At 71.8% G+C, this 16,303-nt stretch carries 13 protein-coding genes and 1 riboswitch; of the genes, 6 read left to right on the top strand and 7 right to left on the bottom strand.

Annotation, left to right across the window (positions count from 1 at the left end):
- Positions 1-10: 10 nt before the first annotated feature.
- The 4 genes from RI578_RS10240 to RI578_RS10225 form a co-directional block, all read right to left on the bottom strand.
- Complete coding sequence (locus RI578_RS10240) at positions 11-691, bottom strand: response regulator (RefSeq protein WP_310870799.1); 681 nt, start codon at positions 689-691, stop codon at positions 11-13.
- Positions 688-2,385 carry a sensor histidine kinase gene (locus tag RI578_RS10235; RefSeq protein ID WP_310870798.1) on the bottom strand — a complete coding sequence of 566 codons (1,698 nt, stop codon included), beginning with the start codon at positions 2,383-2,385 and terminating at the stop codon, positions 688-690. Before RI578_RS10235 ends, RI578_RS10240 begins: the two co-directional genes overlap by 4 nt.
- A gap of 237 nt (positions 2,386-2,622) precedes the next feature.
- On the bottom strand, positions 2,623-3,573 hold the full coding sequence (locus RI578_RS10230; RefSeq protein ID WP_310870797.1) for a sucrase ferredoxin: 951 nt from the start codon (positions 3,571-3,573) through the stop codon (positions 2,623-2,625).
- Between the two features lie 54 nt (positions 3,574-3,627).
- On the bottom strand, positions 3,628-4,887 hold the full coding sequence (locus tag RI578_RS10225) for a citrate synthase (protein ID WP_310870796.1): 1,260 nt from the start codon (positions 4,885-4,887) through the stop codon (positions 3,628-3,630).
- Between the two features lie 112 nt (positions 4,888-4,999).
- On the opposite strand from RI578_RS10225, the gene RI578_RS10220 reads away from it, so the two are divergent.
- Positions 5,000-6,172, top strand: coding sequence for a citrate synthase/methylcitrate synthase (locus RI578_RS10220; RefSeq protein ID WP_310870795.1), 1,173 nt, complete (start codon positions 5,000-5,002; stop codon positions 6,170-6,172).
- Between the two features lie 172 nt (positions 6,173-6,344).
- On the opposite strand, the gene RI578_RS10215 is transcribed toward RI578_RS10220, so the two are convergent.
- Both RI578_RS10215 and RI578_RS10210 read right to left on the bottom strand, forming a co-directional pair.
- Positions 6,345-6,581 carry a hypothetical protein gene (locus RI578_RS10215; protein WP_121749648.1) on the bottom strand — a complete coding sequence of 79 codons (237 nt, stop codon included), beginning with the start codon at positions 6,579-6,581 and terminating at the stop codon, positions 6,345-6,347.
- A 136-nt stretch (positions 6,582-6,717) separates the two neighbouring features.
- On the bottom strand, positions 6,718-7,266 hold the full coding sequence (locus tag RI578_RS10210) for a DUF6082 family protein (protein WP_310870794.1): 549 nt from the start codon (positions 7,264-7,266) through the stop codon (positions 6,718-6,720).
- A gap of 319 nt (positions 7,267-7,585) precedes the next feature.
- Between RI578_RS10210 and RI578_RS10205 the strand changes: the two genes are divergently transcribed.
- Entirely contained in the window at positions 7,586-8,695 is a 1,110-nt protein-coding gene (locus RI578_RS10205; protein WP_310870793.1) for a GTP-binding protein, read from the top strand.
- On the opposite strand, the gene RI578_RS10200 is transcribed toward RI578_RS10205, so the two are convergent.
- Positions 8,692-11,148: a DNA topoisomerase IV subunit A gene (locus RI578_RS10200; RefSeq protein ID WP_310870792.1), complete on the bottom strand. Its 2,457-nt coding sequence runs from the start codon at positions 11,146-11,148 to the stop codon at positions 8,692-8,694. The two genes, RI578_RS10205 and RI578_RS10200, sit on opposite strands and share 4 nt — an antisense overlap.
- Before the next feature lie 321 nt (positions 11,149-11,469).
- Between RI578_RS10200 and RI578_RS10195 the strand changes: the two genes are divergently transcribed.
- The 4 genes from RI578_RS10195 to RI578_RS10180 all read left to right on the top strand — a co-directional run bounded on the left by RI578_RS10195 (position 11,470) and on the right by RI578_RS10180 (position 16,235).
- Positions 11,470-12,822: a pitrilysin family protein gene (locus RI578_RS10195; RefSeq protein ID WP_310870791.1), complete on the top strand. Its 1,353-nt coding sequence runs from the start codon at positions 11,470-11,472 to the stop codon at positions 12,820-12,822.
- The gene (locus RI578_RS10190; RefSeq protein ID WP_310870790.1) at positions 12,819-14,207 is read left to right on the top strand and encodes a pitrilysin family protein; all 1,389 of its coding nucleotides are present in this window, start codon (positions 12,819-12,821) and stop codon (positions 14,205-14,207) included. Before RI578_RS10195 ends, RI578_RS10190 begins: the two co-directional genes overlap by 4 nt.
- A gap of 192 nt (positions 14,208-14,399) precedes the next feature.
- Positions 14,400-14,564: riboswitch (cyclic di-AMP (ydaO/yuaA leader) on the top strand.
- Positions 14,565-14,576: 12 nt separating this feature from the next.
- Complete coding sequence (locus tag RI578_RS10185; RefSeq protein WP_310870789.1) at positions 14,577-15,341, top strand: M23 family metallopeptidase; 765 nt, start codon at positions 14,577-14,579, stop codon at positions 15,339-15,341.
- Between the two features lie 198 nt (positions 15,342-15,539).
- On the top strand, positions 15,540-16,235 hold the full coding sequence (locus RI578_RS10180) for a GntR family transcriptional regulator (RefSeq protein WP_310870788.1): 696 nt from the start codon (positions 15,540-15,542) through the stop codon (positions 16,233-16,235).
- Positions 16,236-16,303 lie beyond the last annotated feature (68 nt).

Below are 16,303 nucleotides of genomic sequence, written 5' to 3'. Positions count from 1 at the left end.
CCGACGCCGCTCAGGGGCGGGTCGCCCACTCGTAGCGGTGCTCCGGACGGCCGGCGTCGCCGTACTTGAGGGTCAGCCTGGCCCGTCCGGTGCGTTCCAGGAGCTTGAGGTAGCGCTGAGCGGTCTGGCGGCTCACCCCGGTCCGTTCGGCGATCTCCTGGGCGGAGAGCGCGCCGTCGGCCTTCATCAGGCACTGGCGCACGAGCTCGGCGGTGGTGGGGGAGTGCCCCTTGGGCAGCCCCGGTTCCGACGGTGCCGACAGAGCGCCGAAGATGCGGTCGACCTCCGCCTGCTCCGCCTCACCGCCGCCGTCGAGAGTGCGCCGCAGCTCCGCGTACGCCTCCAGCTTGGCGCGCAGCCCCGCGAACGCGAACGGCTTGACCAGGTACTGCAGGGCTCCCTGGCGCATCGCCGCCTGGACGGTCGACACGTCCCGCGCCGCCGTCACCATGATCACGTCGGTCTGGTGGCCGCGCCGCCGCATCTCCTGGACGACCTCCAGGCCGGTCCGGTCGGGCAGGTAGTGGTCCAGCAGGATCAGGTCCAGGCGGGGCAGCGTCTCCACACTGCGCAGCGCCTCCAGCGCGCTGTGCGCCTCGCCGGCGACGTGGAAGCCCGGGACCTTCTCGACGTAGGCGGCGTTGACCCGCGCGACCCGCGTGTCGTCGTCCACCACCAGGACCTCGATCATCGGGACTCCTCCTCGGCAGCGATGTTCACGGGGGCGGTGAGGGTGGTGGTGAGGGCGGGGGTGGTGGGGGCGGGGTCCAGGTCCGGTTCGGTCAGTGCCTCGGGCAGGACGACGACGAACTCCGCGCCCCCGCCGTGCGCCTCACGGACGGTGGCGCTGCCGCCCTGCCGCTCGGCCAGCCTGCGTACCAGCGACAGCCCGATGCCGCGCTGGCGGTGCGCCGGCGGCTCCTTGGTTGACCAGCCCGCCGTGAACACCAGCTCGCGGTGTTCCGCGGGAATCCCGGGCCCCGTGTCACGCACCCGGAGCGTGGCGGCACGTCCCCGTGCGCGCAACTCGACCTCCACGCGCGCGTGCGGCTCGCCCGCGACGGCGTCGAGTGCGTTGTCGACCAGGTTGCCGACGACCGTGACGAGCCCTCCGGGGTCGACCAGACGGTCGGGCAGTCGCGTCCGGTCGGACACCCACAGCACGACTCCGCGTTCGGCCGCGACGGTCGCCTTGCCGACCAGCAGGGCGGCGAGGAGGGGGTCCTGGATCCGCTCCGTGATCTGCTCCGCGGTGACCCGGTGATCGCCGACCACCTCGCCGACGAACTCCACGGCGTCGTCGTACATCTCCAGTTCGAGCAGCCCCAGCAGGGTGTGCATGCGGTTGGCGTGCTCGTGGTCCTGCGCGCGCAGGGCGTCGATCAGGCCGCGCGTCGAGTCGAGTTCCCGGCCGAGCTGCTCCAGCTCGGTCCGGTCGCGCAGGGTGGCGACGGCTCCGCCGTCGTCGGTGGGCATCCGGTTGGCGACCAGGACCCGCTGGCCGCGCACGGTCAGCAGGTCGGTGCCGGTCACCCGGCCGGCCAGGACGTCGGCCGTACGCCCCGCGCCGAGCGCCTCGTCGGGGGAGCAGCCGACGGCCTCGCCACCGATGCCCAGCAGGCGTTGCGCCTCGTCGTTGAGCAGTCGCACCCTGCCGCCGCGGTCCAGGGCGACGACACCCTCCCGGATGCCGTGCAGCATGGCCTCGCGCTCCGCGAGCAGCCCCGCGATGTCCGAGAAGGCCAGGTCACGGGTCTGTCGCTGGACCCGGCGCGAGATGAGCCAGGCTGCCAGCGCGCCCACGGCCAGCGCGCCGCCGGCGTACGCGAACAGCCCCGGGATGGCGTGGATCAGCCGGGCCCGGACGCTGTCGTACGCGATGCCGACCGAGACCGCGCCGACGATGTCGCCGTCGCCGTCACGCAGCGGCACCTTGCCGCGCGCGGACCGTCCCAGGGTGCCGTCGTCGATCTCCATGATCTCGCGGCCCGCCAGGGCCTGCCCGGGGTCGGTCGAGACGACGTCGCCGATCCGATCCGGATCAGTGTGCGACCATCGCACGCCCCGCCGGTCCATCACGACGACGTACTCGGCCTTGGTGGCCTTCCGGATCCGTTCCGTTTCCCGCTGCACCGGGCCGTTCGGCGCCGGCCGGGTGGTCCGCAGGTCCCGTACGACCTGGGGCTGCTGCGCCGTGGTCTGCGCGATCGCGAGTGCACGGCGCATCGCCTGGTCGTCCAGCTGGTCACCGAGCGGCGCCAGGAACAGCCCGGTCGCGAGTACGGCGACTCCCGCGGCGATCGCCAGCTGCATCAGCAGCACCTGCGAGAACACCCGCCGCGGCAGGCCGAGGCGCAGGCGGCGTACGGGGGGAGTGGGGCTCATACCCATGACGGTACGTGGGAGGTGGCGGCATGCCGTACGGGGTGTGGCGCGGATCTCCCGGGCGCTCCGGAGCGAGTGACTGGGCCGGGCCTCGCCGTCCCGCGCGTGTGCCGTTCGCCCAGAGGGCTCGCACCGTTCCCCCGGGCGCTTCCGCCGCTCTAGCGGACCGGCTCGCACGCTGTTCTCCGAGTCGCCGCCACCGCGGGGCCGGCCGCGCTCGCCCTCGGGGCCGGGACGTCAGCTCGCGAGCGCCGCCGTCACCGAAAGTTCGCGCACCGCCGTGACCTCCATCCGCGCCGGCGAGCCCAGCACCGAGGCCCCGCAGCTCTCCGGACGCGGGGGCGCCGACGCGCCCTGCGTGACGGTGACCCGCCAGTGCCGGCCGTCGGCGTGGGCCAGGGTCACCTCCCAGCGCGGTGCGGCACCGTCCGTCCGTACGACGTTCAGCGCCTGGGCCGCGTCCTCGTTCACGGCGGCGCGCACGGCCAGCTCGGCTGCCTGGCCGGGGCGCTCCCACGCGGAGTTCCCGCGGCAGCCCTCGACGACGATTCTCCCCCGCGCCGCACCGTGCAGGATCTCCTTGACGGTGTGGGCCTGGACCCGGGCGTAGGCGTATCCGTGGGGCAGCACGAGCACCGCCGGCGAGAAACGGTGGCCACCCAGATGGGTGACCTCCCACACGCCCTCGGCCCCGGACGCCGCGAGCTCGGCCGCCAACGGCCTGCCGAGGAGAGCGCAGCACCGGTCGCGCTTGCCGTTGGTGCAGACGAGAGCGAGCGGGGCGCCCGGGTGGGGGGCGCCTTCGAGAGCCGAGTCGAAGGCACGGCGATCACCCCTGCCGAGCGCGGCGAAATCGAGGGCGAGCAGTCGGCGGGGGTCGGTGAGCGTTGTGGTGTGCAACCACACGTTTCCCGGGACCGTGTGGGCCACGTACACCCGGCGCTCGGCGGGCGCGCCCCGGTCCGCGTCCGCGTGGCGCCCGGGCCTGCGGATGAGCGCGATGCGCACGCCCGTACCCTTCACCGCCGCCTCCAGGGCGCGCCCGAGCGCGGGATCCAGGTGGCTCGAAGTGAGCGCCTTGGCGCCCCACGGGCCGGGTTGTTCGAGCAGCAACCAGGTCCTCGCGACGGGTGCGGTGCCCGAAACGGGCTCGTCGAGGTTCCGGGAGACGGTTGAGCACGTACTCACAGAGGTGAGCCTAACCTGACTTGTGCCGCGGTGACTTCCAGCCGCGCCTGAACGCTACTCCGGCAGTGGCTGGGGCGGCCTCGGACCCGAGTAGAGCCCACTGGGACGCATACGCAGGGGGCGCTCCCCGTACTCCTCCAGCGCATGCGCGATCCAGCCCGCCGTACGGGCCACAGCGAAGATCGTCTCGGGTGCGGTGGGGGGCATGCCGCAGGACGCGGTGAGCACGGCGAGCGCCAGGTCGACGTTGGCGTTCAGCGGGGTGTGGCGGGCCGCGGTGGCCTGGATGTCACGGGCCGCCGCGAGCGCGGGCGCCGCCCGGGGGATGTCGTCCAGGAGCGCGAAGAGGGCACGCGCGCGTGGATCCTCGCCGGGGTAGAGCCGGTGGCCGAGTCCCGGGATGCGGCGCCCGGCCCGCAGTTCCTCCGCCACCACCGGCGCCGCGCTGCCCTGGTCGAGCACCTCCAGCAGCAGCCGGTGGGCGAGGCCGCCGGCCGCGCCGTGCAGCGGGCCCTCGATCACGCCGAGCCCGGCGGACACGGCCGCGTAGGCGTGCGCCCGGGCCGACGCGGCGACGCGCACGGCGAGCGTGGAGGCTGCCAGGTCGTGGTCGACGAGCAGGGAGAGCGCCGTGTCGAGGGCATGCACCGCCGCCTCGTCGGCGGGCCGGCCGCTGAGCCGCGTCCACAGGCGATGGGCGAGGGGGCCCTGGTCGTGCCCGGTGTGCAGTACGGGCGGCAGCGCGGCGACGAGGGTGGGGATGAGGATGCGCGCGGTGCCCAGCACGGCGTCCTCGGACAGGTCGAAGCGGAGCGGGTCCGCGGCCGCGGCGGCGATGGCCGCGACGCGCAACCGGTCGGCGGGACCGGCGTGCTCGGGCAGGGCGTCGACGGCCCGGCGGGCGACGGCCACGGAGTCCTCGGGCGCGGCGAAGGCGATGCCGGGGCGCAACCGCCCGGTCCAGAGCCACTCGGCCACCTCTTCGTAGCTGTGGCGCGCGGCGAGCTCGACCGCGTCGACGCCCCGGTAGTAGAACCGGTCGCTCTCGATGAGCGTGATGCGGGTGCGCACGGCCAGCTCCTGGCCGGAGGCCGCGGGGGTGCCGCTGTCGCGCTGGTTGCGCCGGGCGAGCGCCCGCACCTCCTCCGCGTCGAAGGTGCTGCCCCGGCCGCCTGGTGTGCGCCTGCTGCCGAGCTGGCCACGGCTGACGTACGCGTAGACGGTCTCGGGTTTCACCCCGAGCAGTTCGGCCGCCTCCTTGGTGGTCAGGCGCCGTTCGCCGGCGGCGGGGTGCTCGGGCTCTTGATCGCGCATGGGGGTCACCGTATCGATCGTGACGGTCGCCTTGGTCTGAGTATTGATTCAATCAATATTGACAGGGGTTGAGTCAACTATAGACAGTGAATTCAAGACCAGGGAGGTAATCATGTCCGTCAACCAAACCGCAGCCGCCGCAACGCTCGTCGACGTGCCGCGAGGACTCGCCGGTGTCGTGGTGGCCGACACCGAGGTCGGTGACGTGCGGGGGCTCGAGGGCTTCTACCACTACCGCCAGTACTCGGCCGTCGAGCTCGCCCGGAGCCGTGGCTTCGAGGACGTCTGGCACCTCCTGGTCCACGGCGAACTGCCGGACGCCGGGCGCGGTGCCGCCTTCGCCGCCCAGACGGCGGCCCTGCGCCGGCTCCCCGACGCGGTACGCACGGCACTGCCCGCCGTCGCCGCGGCCGGTGGCCGTTCCGGTCCGCTCACCGGGATGCGCACGGCCCTGTCGCTGCTCGGTGCGGCCCGAGGCTTCAAACCCGTGTACGACCTGTCGGCCGACGAGCGCCGCCAGGACACCATCGTGGCCGCCGCGGCCGTACCGACGCTGCTCACCGCGCTGCACCGGTTGGGGCGGGGACTCGAACCGGTGGAGCCTCGCGAGGACCTGTCGTACGCCGCCAACTACCTCTACATGCTGACCGGCACGGAACCGGACGAGCAGCGGACGCGGGCGATCGAGCAGTACCTGATCTCCACCGTTGATCACGGCTTCAACGCGTCAACCTTCACCGCGCGGGTCATCGCCTCGACGGGTGCGGACGTTGCCGCCTGCCTCGCCGGGGCGGTGTCGGCGTTGTCCGGCCCGCTGCACGGCGGGGCGCCCAGCCGGGCCCTGGACACCCTGGACGCGATCGGCACTCCCGACCGCGTCGACCCCTGGATCCGTGAGCGGGTGCTCGCCGGTGACCGCATCATGGGTTTCGGCCACGCGGTGTACCGCACGGAGGACCCGCGCTCCCGGATGCTCCGAGAGGTGGCGCGGAGCTTCGGCGGTCCGCGCGTGGAGTTCGCCGTCGAGGTGGAGCGGCAGGTCGAGGCGATCCTCGCGGAGCTGAAGCCGGGTCGCGAGCTCCGCACCAACGTCGAGTTCTACGCGGGCGTGGTCATGGAGTTGTGCGGTCTGCCGCGCGAGATGTTCACGCCGACGTTCGCGGCGGCGCGGGTGGTGGGCTGGAGCGCGAACATCCTGGAGCAGGCGCGCGATTCGAAGATCATCCGGCCGGCGGCGCGGTATGTGGGGCCGGGGGCGCCGGTCAGGGTGCCCGCGGCGGGCTGAGGAATGCGTGCGGCCTGGTGCCGTTCTGGCGCCAGGCCTCATCGGTGGGGCCGTCGAGCGGGACGGGGTGCCGAGGGCTCGACGGACGGCTGGTCCGGCGCGGTGGACGGTTGCGTGCGGCCGGGAGGGCGTGACGGGACACGGGTCGGGGTGGACGCGTGCCCGCGGGAGATCAGGCGTCGGGGATGTCCGCCTTGGCGCGGATCAGGGTCTCCCTGCTGATGACCACGATGCGTTCGTAGCCCGCACGGGAGGCATCGGCGGGGAGTTCGCGCTCCAGGGTCTCGGTGGCCTCGGTGCCGATGACGGCGAAATTGCCGTCGCTCAGCTCGAAGAGGTCCGGACAGCTGGCTCCCGAGGTACTGCCGCGCGAGCTTGGAGGCACACCGATGCGGCGCACGATTTTCAAGGGGTACCGGTCCTTACAGGTTGGGCACTGTGCTAGGGAGCACGTTACTGGGACCAGCGGTGCCGGTGTGGCTGCATGGCCGAAAGACACCCATGAGAAGCATTTCTCCCCTGAGATTGACCCGCGCCCCGGAGCATCAGACGGACGGGGGCGTGCCCACCACCCACCACTCGTCCGTGTCGGCCTCGTCCAGATCCTTGATGAGCCCGTCCACCATGCCGCCCACGCGTGACTCGGTGGATGTCGCCTTGAGGGACGCCCGCTGCTCCTTCGATGCCTCCCAGTACTCCCGCATCAGCGGGGTCTGGAAGAGCTCGCGCAAGCGCCCGAACAACTCCTCCTGGTCCAGGAGGCCCGCTTCGTAGAGGTGGTAGAGGTTGACGTACCACGCGTTCGCGTAGAAGAACTGGCGTCGCTTCTGCGCCGGGATGCCCTTGTCGTACGTGTCGATGACCTCGGCCAGAGAGGGGTCGTCGATCGCCCTGGCCAGCAACTCCCAGTGCATGCGCTGCTGATGCTGCAGCGACTTGCGCCGGATCGCCAGCTCCTCCAGCTCCAGCTGTCGCTCGTGCAGACGGGCCTTCTCCAGCCCTCGCCGGCGCGCGGCCAGCGTCACCCCCGTGGCGAGCAGCATGCCGGCCGCGGCGGAGCCGAACCTCCCCGTGATGTTCTTCCGTGTGACCATGTCAACCCCCGAATCAGGCGACCGCCCGCCGGTCGTCGAGTGCGGGTCGGCTGACGGGGACCGGCGAGCGATGTGGTGGCGCTGCCGCCTCCAGAGTGCCGAGCGGCGCTGACCGGCGGGGAGGCGGAGAGGCGGCGCACGGAGGGAAGCGAGGGTCGCACAGTCCGGCGCCATGCAAAACGTCTGCCCAGCAAGTGCTGCTAACAATCGTTCACTCCGCGGGCACTCCGCCGGCTCGTATCCTGATCAGGCAGTTCCGTACGTGGGTGTACGCCCCGCCGCGGGCCGGCGTACGCGTAGGTGAGAGAGAGGTCGCACGGTGGGGCATCGCCCGACTCCGCAGCAGATCCCGGTCGTCGTACTCGCCGGATTCCTCGGCTCCGGAAAGACCACACTCCTCAACCACCTCCTCCACCGCAGCGGAGGCAGCCGTATCGGTGCCATCGTCAACGACTTCGGCTCGATCGAGATCGACGCGATGGCCGTGGCCGGCGCACTCGGCGACTCCACCGTGTCACTCGGCAACGGATGCCTGTGCTGCGCCGTCGACGCGAGTGAACTGGACGGGTACCTGGAGCGGCTCGCCCGCCCCGAGGCCGGCATCGACGTCATCGTCATCGAAGCCAGCGGCCTCGCGGAGCCGCAGGAACTGGTGCGGATGCTGCTGGCCAGCGAACAGCACGAGGTCGTCTACGGCGGACTCGTCGAGGTCGTCGACGCCGCCGAGTTCGACGCCACGCGCGACAGACACCCCGAGATCGACCGGCACCTGGCGCTCGCAGACCTGATCGTGGTCAACAAGACCGACCGGGCTCCGGACGCCGAGCGCGTGCTCGCCCTCGTCCACTCGCTCGCGGACGGCGCCGCCGTGGTGCCCGCGACCTACGGCCGTATCGACCCGGAGTTCCTCTACGACTGCCGGCCGAGCGAGGAGCGCGTGGGGCAGCTGTCCTTCGACGACCTGCACGACCACTCCAGGGGCGGCGCCCACGCCGAGCATCTGCACGCCGCCTACGACACCCTGTCGTTCGTCTCCGACGTCCCGCTCGACCCGCGCGGGCTCATGCGGTTCCTCGACAGCCGGCCGGAGGGCCTGTACCGGATCAAGGGGTACGTCGACTTCGGCCCGTACGACACGCGGAACCGGTACGCCGTCCACGCCGTGGGGCGCTTCCTGCGCTTCTACCCGGAGCCCTGGGCGTCCGCCGACGCCCGCCGCACCCAGCTGGTCCTCATCGGCTCCGGCATCGACGCGCCGGCCCTCGGCGAGGAACTCGACGCGTGCCGCAGGGACGCCGACGCCCCACCGGCCGACGAGCACGGAATGTGGGGCGTCCTGCGCTACGTACCGGACCCCGACGGCGAGGAACCAGACGCCGAGGAACCGGGCGGCGAGGAACCGCCGCCCGGTGCCCGGGACGGGGCCTAGGCCGGTCCCGCCACCACCGCCACCGTCTTCGGCAGCGACACGCCCGAGCCGTCGCGGCGCGGGTCGATGTCCGGGAGCTGGGCGGGGGTGCCGTTCTTCTGCGCGGCGAGCGCCGGGGTGGCGCCCACCCAGGCGAAGGCCAGGCAGTCCTCGCCCTTCAGGAACCGCTGGCAGCGCACGCCACCCGTGGCGCGGCCCTTGCGCGGATACTGGTCGAACGGCGTGAGCTTGGCCGTGGTCTGGACGGAGTCGTCCAGCGTGCCGCGCGAACCGGCGACCGTGAACACCACCGCCTCCGCCGCCGGGTCCACCGCCGTGAAGGAGATGACCTTGGCGCCGTCGGCGAGCTTGACGCCCGCCACACCGCCCGCCGGACGGCCCTGCGGGCGGACCTGCGAGGCCTGGTAGCGCAGCAGCTGCGCGTCGTCCGTGATGAAGACCAGGTCCTCGTCGCCGGTGCGCAGCTCGGCGCCGCCGACGATCCGGTCGCCCTCCTTGAGGGCGATGACCTCCAATTCGTCCTTGTTGGTCGGGTAGTCGGGCACCACGCGCTTGACGACACCCTGTTCCGTGCCGAGCGCCAGGCCGGGTGAGGACTCGTCCAGGGTGGTCAGGCAGATGACCGTCTCGTCGTCCTCCAGGGTCACGAACTCCGCCAGCGGCGCACCACCCGAGAGGTTCGGCGTCGGCATCGGCTCCGGGAGCTGGGGCAGGTCCACGACGTTCACCCGCAGCAGGCGCCCGGCCGACGTCACCACGCCCACCTCGCCGCGGGCCGTGGCCGGCACCGCCGAGACGATCAGGTCGTGCTTGACGCGCTTGGCGCCGGCCTCCGTGACGAGCGGCTCGTCGTTCGCGGTGCGGGCCAGCAGGCCCGTCGAGGACAGCAGCACCCGGCACGGGTCGTCCGCCACCTGGAGCGGAACCGCGGCGACCGGCGCGCCGGACGACTCCAGCAGCATCGTGCGGCGGTCGGTGCCGAACTTCTTGGCCACCGCGGCCAGTTCGGTCGAGACGAGCTTGCGCAGCTCCGCGTCCGAGTCGAGGATCCGGGTCAGCTCCTCGATCTCCGCGTTCAACCGCTCCTTCTCCGACTCCAGCTCGATGCGGTCGAACTTGGTGAGCCGGCGCAGCGGCGTGTCCAGGATGTACTGGGTCTGGACGTCGCTGAGCGAGAAGTGCTCGATCAGGCGCTGCTTGGCCTGTGCGGAGTTCTCGCTGGAGCGGATGAGGCGGATGACCTCGTCGATGTCGACCAGGGCGGTGAGCAGGCCCTCGACCAAGTGCAGACGGTCGCGCTTCTTGCTCCGGCGGAACTCGCTGCGGCGCCGTACGACGTTGAAGCGGTGGTCGAGGTAGACCTCCAGCAGCTCCTTGAGGCCCAGTGTCAGCGGCTGGCCGTCCACCAGGGCGACGTTGTTGATGCCGAAGGACTCCTCCATCGGCGTCAGTTTGTAGAGCTGTTCCAGGACCGCCTCGGGCACGAAGCCGTTCTTGATCTCGATGACCAGGCGCAGCCCGTGCTCGCGGTCGGTGAGGTCCTTGACGTCGGCGATGCCCTGGAGCTTCTTCGAGCCGACCAGGTCCTTGATCTTGGCGATCACCTTCTCCGGGCCGACGGCGAAGGGCAGCTCGGTGACGACGAGACCCTTGCGGCGGGCCGTCACGGTGTCCACGGCGACCGTCGCCCGGATCTTGAACGTGCCGCGGCCCGTCTCGTAGGCGTCCCGGATGCCGGGCAGGCCGACGATCCGGCCGCCGGTGGGCAGGTCGGGGCCCGGAACGTGCTTCATCAGGGCTTCGAGGTCCGCGTTCGGGTACCGGATCAGGTGCCGGGCGGCCGCGATCACCTCGCGCAGATTGTGCGGCGGCATGTTCGTGGCCATGCCGACCGCGATACCTGAAGCGCCGTTGACCAGGAGGTTCGGGAAGGCGGCGGGCAGCGCCACCGGCTCGCGCTCCTGGCCGTCGTAGTTGGGGCCGAAGTCGACGGTGTCCTCGTCGATGGACTCCGTCATCAGGCTGGTGGCCTCGGCCATCCGGCACTCGGTGTACCGCATGGCGGCCGGCGGGTCGTCGTTGCCCAGGGAGCCGAAGTTGCCGTGGCCGTCGACCAGGGGGACGCGCATGGAGAACGGCTGGGCCATGCGCACCAGGGCGTCGTAGATCGACGCGTCGCCGTGCGGGTGCAGCTTGCCCATGACCTCGCCGACGACGCGGGCGCACTTCACATAGCTGCGCTCGGGCCGCAGGCCCATCTCGTTCATCTGGTAGACGATGCGGCGGTGCACCGGCTTGAGGCCGTCGCGGGCGTCCGGCAGCGCGCGGGAATAGATGACCGAGTACGCGTACTCGAGGAAGGAGCCCTGCATCTCGTCGACGACGTCGATGTCGAGGATCTTCTCCTCGTACGAGTCGTCGGGCGGCGGGGTCTTCGTACTACGGCGGGCCATCGCTGCCGGCTCCTTGCTGAAGCGTGAACGGTGATCTGACGCGGTCCATTGTGGACTGCGGCACTGACAGCGACCGACCAGGACCCGTCACGGGCTGCCCGGCCCGGCGCTGCCCGCAGGGTACGCCCTCGTCCCGCGCCTTCGCCCCGGTCGGGCCGCTGGGGCCGCCAACCCCGTTCTCGCTCTCGGCGTACGAGGTCCGGGAACTCCACCGGTGTCCCGCACGCTTGCATACAGTGGCAGGATCGGCGGAATTCCGCAGTTCCGCCCAATGATCCACCAAGTGTTTCCACCGAGAATTTCGCGATCGAAGGGACGTACATGCCCATGGGTCACACGGCCACAGCCCAGGCAGGCTCCGGCGGCCTGACAGCGACCGAGCACCGCCTGGCCAACGGCCTGCGCGTGGTGCTCTCCGAGGACCACCTGACCCCGGTCGCGGCGGTGTGCCTCTGGTACGACGTCGGCTCGCGCCACGAAGTCAAGGGACGCACCGGCCTGGCTCACCTTTTCGAGCACCTCATGTTCCAGGGCTCCGCCCAGGTCAAGGGCAACGGCCACTTCGAACTGGTGCAGGGCGCCGGCGGCTCGCTCAACGGCACCACCAGCTTCGAGCGCACCAACTACTTCGAGACCATGCCCGCCCACCAGCTGGAGCTCGCCCTCTGGCTGGAGGCCGACCGCATGGGCTCCCTGCTGTCCGCGCTGGACGACGAGTCGATGGAGAACCAGCGGGACGTCGTCAAGAACGAGCGCCGCCAGCGCTACGACAACGTGCCCTACGGCACCGCGTTCGAGAAGCTGACCGCCCTCGCCTACCCGGAGGGGCACCCCTACCACCACACGCCGATCGGTTCCATGGCCGACCTGGACGCGGCGACGCTGGAGGACGCGCGCGCGTTCTTCCGCACCTACTACGCGCCGAACAACGCGGTGCTCTCGGTCGTCGGCGACATCGACCCCGAGCAGACGCTCGCCTGGATCGAGAAGTACTTCGGCTCCATCGCCTCGCACGACGGCAAGCAGGCCCCCCGGGACGGCTCGCTGCCCGACGTCATGGGCGGGCAGTTGCGCGAGGTGGTCGAGGAGGAGGTCCCGGCCCGCGCCCTGATGGCGGCCTACCGTCTGCCGGAGGACGGCACGCGCGCGTGCGACGCGGCCGACCTGGCCCTCACCGTCCTGGGCGGCGGTGAGTCGTCCCGCCTGTACAACCGGCTGGTACGGCGCGACCGCACGGCCGTCGCCGCCGGATTCGGCCTGCTGCGGCTCGCCGGAGCGCCCTCCCTGGGGTGGCTGGACGTGAAGACGTCCGGTGACTTCGAGGTGCCGGTCATCGAGACCGCCATCGACGAGGAGCTCGCCCGGTTCGCCGAGGAGGGCCCGACGGCCGAGGAGATGGAGCGCGCCCAGGCCCAGTTGGAGCGCGAGTGGCTGGACCGCCTGGGCACGGTCGCGGGCCGCGCCGACGAACTGTGCCGGTACGCCGTCCTGTTCGGCGACCCGCAGCTCGCCCTCACCGCCGTGCAGCGGGTGCTGGAGGTGACGGCCGAGGAGGTCCAGGAGGTCGCCAAGGCCCGCCTGCGCCCCGACAACCGCGCGGTGCTCGTCTACGAGCCGACCGCCCCCGCCGACGAGAACGACGCCACCGACGAGAACGAGGAGGCGGCCAAGTGACCGAGCTCGCCACCATGGAATTCCACTCCCAGCCGCGGGCCGGCGAGCCCAAGCCGTGGGCGTTCCCGGCCCCCGAGCGCGGCAGCCTCGACAACGGCCTCACCGTGCTGCGCTGCCATCGCCCCGGCCAGCAGGTCGTCGCCGTGGAGGTGCTCCTCGACGCCCCCCTGGACGCGGAGCCGGCCGGCCTCGACGGTGTCGCCACGATCATGGCGCGCGCCTTCTCCGAGGGCACCGACAAGCACTCCGCCGAGGACTTCGCCGCCGAACTGGAGCGCTGCGGTGCCACCCTCGACGCACACGCCGACCACCCCGGCGTCCGGCTGAGCCTGGAGGTGCCGGCCTCACGCCTCGCCAAGGCCCTGGGCCTGGTCGCCGACGCGCTCAGGGCCCCCGCGTTCGCGGACAGCGAGGTCGAACGGCTGGTCCGCAACCGGCTCGACGAGATCCCGCACGAGCTGGCCAACCCTTCGCGCCGCGCGGCCAAGGAACTCTCCAAGGAGCTGTTCCCGGCCGGGACGCGTATGTCGCGCCCGCGCCAGGGCACCGAGGAGACGGTCGCGAGCATCGACTCGGCGGCCGTACGCGCCTTCTACGAGAAGCACGTCCGACCCGCCACCGCCACCGCCGTGGTCGTCGGCGACCTCACCGGCGTCGACCTCGACGCGCTGCTCGGCGAGACGCTGGGCGCGTGGACCGGCTCCGTCGCCGAAGCGCGTCCCGTACCCCCGGTGAGCGCCGACGACACCGGCCGGGTCGTCATCGTGGACCGACCCGGCGCCGTCCAGACGCAGTTGCTGATCGGCCGCACCGGCGCCGATCGGCACGACCGCGTGTGGCCCGCGCAGGTGCTCGGCACCTACTGCCTCGGCGGGACCCTCACCTCGCGCCTGGACCGCGTCCTGCGCGAGGAGAAGGGCTACACCTACGGTGTACGGGCCTTCGGGCAGGTCATGCGCTCCGCGCCCGACGGCACGGGCGCCGCGATGCTCGCCATCAGCGGCTCCGTGGACACCCCCAACACCGGTCCCGCCCTGGAGGACCTGTGGACGGTGCTGCGCAAGCTCGCCGCGGAAGGTCTCACCGACGCCGAGCGTGACGTCGCCGTGCAGAACCTGGTGGGCGTTGCGCCGCTGAAGTACGAGACGGCGGCGGCCGTGGCGAGCACGCTGGCCGACCAGGTCGAGCAGCACCTGCCCGACGACTATCAGGCCGCGCTCTACCGCCAACTCGCCGCCACGGGCACCGTGGAGGCCACGGCGGCGGTCGTGAACGCCTTCCCGGTGGACCGTCTGGTGACGGTCCTCGTCGGCGACGCGGCGCAGATCAAGGAGCCCGTCGAGGCCCTCGGCATCGGTGAAGTCACCGTGGTGGCGGCCGAGTAGCGGCACACGCGCGCGGGCGGCCCTGGTGACCGGAGTGTCACCAGGGCCGCCATTTGTCCGAATTGGGGGAGAGGCTGCCTGTCTGCCCTGTGGCGTGCGCTACAAAAGTCTTGTTGCGTTTGAGGATTGAACGCAGCCGCGTTTAGCGTCATCCGGGCTGTTCGTCAGGCAGTGCGCCGCACCCGCGGCACCGGACAGTCATCGCCGAGTCCCCGTACGGCGCGAGCCAGGGGAGCCGGGGACCCATCGCAGTCCCTGGGGTGAATCGGACGCCCGCGCGCGCAGCGAGGGGGTCCGTAGGAGACCTTCCACCTCCGAACCCGTCAGCTAACCCGGTAGGCGAGAGGGAAGGAAAGGACCAGCCTCTACATGGCGTTCACGCGCGCCACCGGGAAGCACCGTCGTCCCAGCCGGGTGCACCGCACCACCGCCCGCGCGGCGGGTGTCGCGGCCCTCGCCACCACCGGCGTCGTCGGCACCCTCGCGGCTCCGGCGCTCGCCGCCGAGCCCCAGGCGGAGCAGAGCGGACTCACCCCGGTCATCACCATCGGCGACTCCATAGCCGACGAGATCGACGCCCAGGCCACCGCGCAGGAGCAGGCGGCCCGGCACGCCGCCGCCCGTGAGGCGGCCCAGGAGGCCGCGCGCGAGCGGGCGGCCGAGGCGGCCAAGGAGGCGCGCGAGGCCAAGGAGCGCGCCGCGCGCGAGGCGGAGCGCGAGCGCCTCAACACCTTCGTGTCGCCGATCACCGCCTCCTACGTCTCCACCGCCTACCAGGCCGGCAGCTCGCTGTGGTCCTCCGGCAGCCACACCGGCATCGACTTCCACGCCTCCAGCGGTACGTCCGTGCACGCGGTCGGCGTCGGCACCGTCGTCGAGGCCGGCTGGGGCGGGGCGTACGGCAACCAGGTCGTGATCAAGATGCACGACGGCACGTACACGCAGTACGGCCACCTGTCGTCCATCGGCGTCTCGGTCGGCCAGGCGGTCGTCCCCGGGCAGCAGATCGGCCTGTCCGGCGCCACCGGCAACGTCACCGGACCGCACCTGCACTTCGAGGCCCGTACGAGCCCCGAGTACGGCTCGGACCTGGACCCCGTCGCCTACCTCCGCTCCCACGGCGTGAACGTCTGACGACGGACGGTACGACATCCGAAAGCCCCGGCTCCCCGAGCCGGGGCTTTCGCATTCATTTCCCTGGGTGGAAGCGTCGCTGACCAAAAATTATCCATGAAATCCGCCCTGCCGTCGGAATATGCGCTTGATTGGCCTAGAGTCACTGAGCACACGTCAATCGTCGACGTTTCACGGGGATTAAGGCGGAGGTCGGGCATGCGTATTCCGGCGCACTCGGTGTGCACGGCGATCCGGGACGACATCGTCACCGGCGTCCACGGACGCGGCAGTCGGCTCACCGAGGAACTCCTGGCCCGCCGCTACGGCGTCTCCCGCGTCCCCGTCCGTGAGGCCCTGCGCACGCTGGAGGCCGAAGGCTTCGTGGTGACGCGGCGGCACGCGGGCGCGTGCGTCGCGGAACCCACCGAGCAGGAGGCCGCCGACCTGCTGGAGACGCGCACGCTCCTCGAACCCCTCGGCGCCTCCCGGGCCGCCCGGCGCCGCACCGAGGCCCACCTCAAGGTGCTGCGCGGGCTGGTCAGGCTGGGGCAGGAGCGCGCCAGGCAGGGCAACAGCGAGGATCTGCGCTCACTGGACGGGTGGTTCCACGAGACTCTCGCCCAGGCCGCCGGCAGCCCTTCGCTGACGGCCTTGCTGACCCAGCTGCGCCACAAGATCGCCTGGATGTACGTCGTGGAGGCGTCGGCCGGGCCCGTGGAGTGCTGGGCGGAGCACGGTGCGATCGTCGACGCGGTGGCCCGGGGCGACGGCGAGCGCGCGCGGGCGCTCATGACGCTGCACACCGAGCGGTCGACGCCGGCGCACCGGCTGCGATTCGTCTCCGGGGGCGAGCGGGCGGAGCGTGTGAGGAAATCGCAACGTGCCGTAAACATGCCGAGCCTGCGGTATTAACACGGGCGCCGTATACAAAGAGGGAGTAATTCGGGGGCTATTTTCTGCTGCCCTGCTGCCCATAAAAC

Origin of the sequence: Streptomyces sp. BB1-1-1, from assembly GCF_031597775.1 — a bacterium.
Taxonomy (GTDB): domain Bacteria; phylum Actinomycetota; class Actinomycetes; order Streptomycetales; family Streptomycetaceae; genus Streptomyces; species Streptomyces thinghirensis.
The sequence above is the reverse complement of the archived record's forward strand: the minus strand, read 5'-3'. Positions and strand labels throughout refer to the sequence as shown.

Bases quoted from the DNA above. Each gene is read 5' to 3' on its own strand.
- RI578_RS10240 (WP_310870799.1), bottom strand. From the start codon at position 691: ATGATCGAGGTCCTGGTGGTGGACGACGACACGCGGGTCGCGCGGGTC.
- RI578_RS10235 (WP_310870798.1), bottom strand. From the start codon at position 2,385: ATGAGCCCCACTCCCCCCGTACGCCGCCTGCGCCTCGGCCTGCCGCGG.
- RI578_RS10225 (WP_310870796.1), bottom strand. From the start codon at position 4,887: ATGCGCGATCAAGAGCCCGAGCACCCCGCCGCCGGCGAACGGCGCCTG.
- RI578_RS10220 (WP_310870795.1), top strand. From the start codon at position 5,000: ATGTCCGTCAACCAAACCGCAGCCGCCGCAACGCTCGTCGACGTGCCG.
- RI578_RS10210 (WP_310870794.1), bottom strand. From the start codon at position 7,266: ATGGTCACACGGAAGAACATCACGGGGAGGTTCGGCTCCGCCGCGGCC.
- RI578_RS10200 (WP_310870792.1), bottom strand. From the start codon at position 11,148: ATGGCCCGCCGTAGTACGAAGACCCCGCCGCCCGACGACTCGTACGAG.
- RI578_RS10195 (WP_310870791.1), top strand. From the start codon at position 11,470: ATGCCCATGGGTCACACGGCCACAGCCCAGGCAGGCTCCGGCGGCCTG.
- RI578_RS10185 (WP_310870789.1), top strand. From the start codon at position 14,577: ATGGCGTTCACGCGCGCCACCGGGAAGCACCGTCGTCCCAGCCGGGTG.
- RI578_RS10180 (WP_310870788.1), top strand. From the start codon at position 15,540: ATGCGTATTCCGGCGCACTCGGTGTGCACGGCGATCCGGGACGACATC.